The sequence below is a fragment of the Thalassococcus sp. BH17M4-6 genome, from assembly GCF_049323015.1.
In the GTDB taxonomy this organism is placed as follows: Bacteria; Pseudomonadota; Alphaproteobacteria; order Rhodobacterales; family Rhodobacteraceae; genus Puniceibacterium.
The window spans coordinates 1-4814 of the sequence record NZ_JBMPGU010000034.1; the positions used below are offsets into that span (position 1 = coordinate 1).

Consider the following 4814-nt stretch of genomic DNA (forward strand, 5'->3'; position numbering starts at 1 on the left):
AGTGGCACTGGAAATTGCTACGACAACGCAGCGGTGGAAACCTTCTTCAAAACGATCAAGGCTGAGTTGCTGTGGCAACGCTCCTGGCGCACACGTCGCGACGCCGAGATCTCCATCTTTGAATACATCAATGGCTTCTACAATCCGCGACGGAGGCATTCAGCACTCGGCTGGAAAAGCCCTTTGGCCTTCGAAGCAAAGGCTGCATAAGTGAGCAATCGGAGCGGCACGAAAGCGTGACAGGTCCAGTCTGTCCGCAGAAGGGGTCGGGCGAGACTTAGGCTCGCCCGCAGGGGAAGGCCTTCCTCAACGCCTGAAGGTGCGCACGGCTCCGGAAGCATCTGCCTCGTGGACGCCTCGCCGCCGTAAGCAAAATTTGCAAAGATGCCTATCCATATTTTCACACATTTTGATGAAATTCACGAGATTATTGACTCATTTCTCTGAGAACATTATCTCACAGTTGTACCAAGAATTTCGAGGGACGTATGCTCCGTGGCTGAAGATTCTGACAAGCGTGAGAAATTTGTGCGGCTTGCCGAAGGACGGACGCAGTCTGCGCTCGATGCCATTCGCAAGCTCGGCAATCTTTCGAACCGGCGCGCATACGAATACTCCGAAAGTGACGTGAAGAAAATTCTCAAAGCTCTTCGTGACGCCACAAGTGATATTGAGCGGAAGTTCGGATCAACGTCCGGCGATGGCGCCGACAAATTCAAGCTCTAGGGGCGCATCGCATGAAGGCAGAACCACTTAACATCCGCGACAAGCGTTTCCTCATCAATCGGCTGATCGAGCAGGCTCCGGTCAGCACTATGGTCCGTGAATTTTTTAAGAACGCCGATGAAAGCGCAGCTGGTGCTGCCCCCGGAAATCGCCGGATCGAAATCTACCCGACAGTCATCGACGGTGTCCGGAAGCTCACATTTTGGAACACTGGGACCGGCATGGATGACAGGGAGCTGAAACAGGCGACCGAGTTGTCCTCATCCATCAATAAGGAAATGGCGCTCGATGGAAACTTCGGGATTGGCGCCAAAGTCTCCGGCCTGACCATGTCGCGGGAAGGCATTCGCTATCGGTCGTGCAAGAATGGCGTCGTCAACGAAGTGGTCATCGGCTTCGATGCCGAGGAGCAGACCTATGTCCGTTTCCCGGTCGAGCTGCCTGATGGCAGTTTTGACACCGTGTATGACGTGACACAAGCCGTCCTCGGTGAGGGACGGGAGACCGCGTTCGATTGGACGGAAGTCGTTCTGATGGGCGAGAGCGAAGATCACGACACCGTTGCCGAACCTTTGGGGAGAGGAAAGACCCAAGATCGCAGCTTCATCCCTTCAGCGATCTTCCGGAGGTTTGCGCGGTTCGCCGACGGTGTCGAGGTACGCGTCGATGTCGCCATGACCAAAGGCGGCGGCAAAGATGAGACGGGACGCACTCGTCGCTTGAAAACCCTCGCAGAGGTGGTGGAAGAGCTTCCCAACCACGAATGGGTCGACGCGCCGGGTGGAGAGGTGCGAATTCATTACATCCATGATCCGAAGCACGAACGCTACAGCCACTCCCTGAGTGCGCTTGCCAATCCAGCAACCAGCTCGACGACGTTCTGCGCCTTGGTTCACAAAGGTGAGCGTTATGACATCAAATCGCGAAAGGCATGGTCAGCCGCAGCGCCAAACTTTGGGGTTCCCTTTGGCTCGAAAGTTCTGACCGTTGAGATCGAGCTTGCGGATGCGCTGGCACTACCAAATCAGTATCGAGATGGGCTTACGTGGCCGGACGATCGATCCCCAATGGTCGTCGAAGACTTCGACGATTATGTACGGGAGCTGATGCCCGATTGGGTGAAGGAGGTCATTCGTTCTGAGTCTCCCACATCAGATGACAACCTAGATGATCTTCAAAGCGATCTTCAAAAGCTGCTCGACGAGTTCCGTATTCCCACTGTGACGCTGAGCCCGTCGCGCCGCCCTTCAGCGATGCAAACCGAAGGCGCGGATGAAGGGACTGATACATCGGACCCAACTGACCTCGAGACAGAGTTTCCAGAGTTGTGCGAGGCTGCCGACAAGGACGGAGCGGACGGCGATCCAGACAAGAGCCAGCGCGCGAAACACAAGAAGGTTCGGAAGGCGCCAGATGGCTCTAAACTCTCCCGATCGGCTCAGTCCTTGGAGCGCGTGCCTGAAATCAAGATTCTCACTGATCCGGATGAGATCGCGGAGAAGAACCTGAAAGGCCGCGCGGGACGGTTCTACAAGGACGCCCAGACCCTTTTTGTGAATGGTCTTTACTCGGCTGCGGAACGCATGGCCGTCGAGCTCGATGCCGAGTTGCGAACGTCAGGCGAGGCCGAAGTCGTTCGCTCGGCGGTGATGCGAGCTTCCCGAAAATTCATGGCATTCCGGGTTGGTAAGGCCACTTGCTACGCAATCAGTAAACGTCTCTCGGACGATTGGTCTAGCGACGATCTTGATCGTGCAACATCGCCAGAATCCTTGTCGCTGGCCGCAGATGACTACAAGCAAAGCATCTCGCAAGCCAAGCGCTATGCGAAGGAGTTGATTAAAACGGCCGATGTCCCAGAAGAGAATGTTTCTTAGTTTGGCAAAGTTCTTTCCATTTAGGATGCTTCAGCATCATCTGTGTCTTCAGATCTTGGCCGCGGATGGCTAAGGCAGGCGGGTACATATTGCGGCTGAGCCAAGAAAGGCTGGGTGTATTTGACCATGCCACGGACATGTATGGCCGCTTCGCAGAAGCGGTGCCGTCGTTCAATCACAGCCGAAACGCACCATTGGTCTGTTTCATCGTCGATCCATCCGGCCACGTTTCGCATATTGGGCGTGGACGACGTGGTGTAAACGCTGGGACGGAGCAAAGCCGTCTCAATATTGATGAAATTCACTCGCTCGACAGCGCTGTTCCGATCGGCGACATCATTGTTGGCGTGCCAAACCGCAATAGAAAAGCCGTCGAAGATCGGTTTCAGAATGGCGGCTTACTTTCGCCAAAAGCCTTTCAAGAGACTGTCGATCTTTTTGTGCAGCTCGCGCCGGGCGCTGGTGGCCTTTTCGAGCGCTTCACAACGTCGACACGTCAACGTCTTGAGCGTTTGAGCGAACGAGCCCGGAGCAATCTCGCCTATCAAAAAGAGGCTGTGGCAGTCGCTTTGAGTCTAGCCGGGATTGACCGTGCTCCTTTGGCTGAATGGTCTCTCAAAGAGGAAGCTCCGGAGTCTTTTCTTGATGGGCTCGCCGAAGTTCGGATGCGAGAGGATCCGATGGTTATTCAGGACATGCGACAAGTACCCGGCTACGCGTATCTACGAGACGTGCCCAAAGCCGCCGCCGCAGTCTTCGTAGATGGCGAAGATCGCCTCACTGTGATCATGGCCAATCGCCAGCCGCTTGAGGAGCAGACTGGAACCGATTTGATCTACTTCAATGAGCGCTTTCAGGCGTTCATCATGGTCCAATACAAGGCCATGGAACCGGATGACGAGCTGGGCGCGATATTCCGATTCCCCGAAGCAAAACTCACTGACGAACTCAGTCGTATGGACCGGTTCCTCAAGGAGTTGTCCAAGGTCAAGACCGGCACAAAGACGGATGATTTCCGCTTCAGCGACGATCCTTTTTTCTTGAAGTTTTGCCCGCGTGTCCAGTTTGAGCCTGATAGCACGGGGCTGACGAAGGGTATGTATATTCCTCATGCTTATTGGAGACTGCTTGAAAAAGACGAACGATTGAAAGGCCCTCGAGGCGGACGTCGTTTAGCTTATTCCAACGTCGGTCGGTACTTCGACAACACGTCATTCTCCATGATGGTCAAGGGTGCATGGGTCGGGACCAGTATTCCGCAGTCGGAACTTCTCGAGAGATGGATGAGGGATGTCGTGGCTTCTGGTCGCTCGATCACTTTCGCGGTGAAGCCCGATGATCCGGATCCTGACGGTGAGGATGTCTTCGTAGTCGATCCAAACGTGGATCTGGATGGCCTGGCTCTCCAACAAGATGAAGAGCCGGTTCGCGTAAAAATTTTACGCGAGTGACTAGACAATGAATTGGCGGAGTCCGCCTGGGAGGAAAACATGGCGGTCATTCGCAAGGTTGATATTTCGCACTTCCGATCGATTAAATCGTTTGAATGGTATCCGTCGCCTGGTCTCAACTGCCTGATTGGATCTGGCGACGCTGGCAAGAGCACGATCATTGACGCCATCGACTTATGCCTCGGGGCGCGGCGATCCGTGCATGTCTCCGATGCAGATTTTTATGAGCTTGATGTAGAGACGCCAATTTCGATCACGCTGACGTTGGGGGCGCTATCAGACGTGACCTGCCCCCCGAGGCTCCCTCATTCATAACGAGAGTCTGCAGGTCTGGTTTTCATATTCTTGGTCAGTGTTCTGGGCAAGCGCGCCGGGCGCGGAGCCCTCAAATTGCTCAAGCGTCCGGCGGGCTTCTGCGGGTGTTTGATTGCTGAGCGATGAGTGCGGTCTGACGTTGTTGTAATCGTACCGCCAGAGCGCCAGCTTTCGCCGGGCATCATCCAGGTTGTCGAACATCTCCTCGTTCAACAGGTCATCGCGCAGGCTGCCATTGAATGACTCGATAAAGGCGTTCTGCTGAGGCTTGCCCGGGTCGATGTAGTGCCAGTCCACGTCTTTGTCGTTGGCCCATTTCGGGATGGCCCGACTAGTGAACTCTGTCCCATTATCGCTGACAATGCTGGCGGGCTTGCCATAGATGCGAACCAGCGCATCCAGTTCCCGCGCCACACGGGTGCCTGAGATACTGGTATCGGCCATC

Annotated in this window: 6 protein-coding genes; 5 read left to right on the forward strand and 1 reads right to left on the reverse strand. The window is 55.0% G+C overall.

The window, feature by feature from the left end:
* The 5 genes from ACOXXX_RS21615 to ACOXXX_RS21635 all read left to right on the forward strand — a co-directional run.
* A partial coding sequence (locus ACOXXX_RS21615; protein ID WP_422828704.1) for an integrase core domain-containing protein occupies positions 1-210 on the forward strand: 210 nt, incomplete at its 5' end.
* Between the two features lie 285 nt (positions 211-495).
* Positions 496-726, forward strand: coding sequence for a hypothetical protein (locus ACOXXX_RS21620; protein WP_422828705.1), 231 nt, complete (start codon positions 496-498; stop codon positions 724-726).
* 11 nt (positions 727-737) lie between these two features.
* On the forward strand, positions 738-2603 hold the full coding sequence (locus ACOXXX_RS21625) for a hypothetical protein (protein WP_422828706.1): 1866 nt from the start codon (positions 738-740) through the stop codon (positions 2601-2603).
* A 137-nt stretch (positions 2604-2740) separates the two neighbouring features.
* Positions 2741-4054, forward strand: a complete 1314-nt coding sequence (locus tag ACOXXX_RS21630) for a hypothetical protein (RefSeq protein WP_422828707.1) — start codon at positions 2741-2743, stop codon at positions 4052-4054.
* 39 nt (positions 4055-4093) lie between these two features.
* Positions 4094-4369 carry an ATP-dependent nuclease gene (locus ACOXXX_RS21635; protein WP_422828708.1) on the forward strand — a complete coding sequence of 92 codons (276 nt, stop codon included), beginning with the start codon at positions 4094-4096 and terminating at the stop codon, positions 4367-4369.
* Here ACOXXX_RS21635 and ACOXXX_RS21640 read toward each other — a convergent pair.
* On the reverse strand, positions 4364-4814 hold a 451-nt coding region (locus ACOXXX_RS21640), incomplete at its 5' end, for an integrase core domain-containing protein (protein WP_422828709.1). The genes ACOXXX_RS21635 and ACOXXX_RS21640 overlap by 6 nt on opposite strands.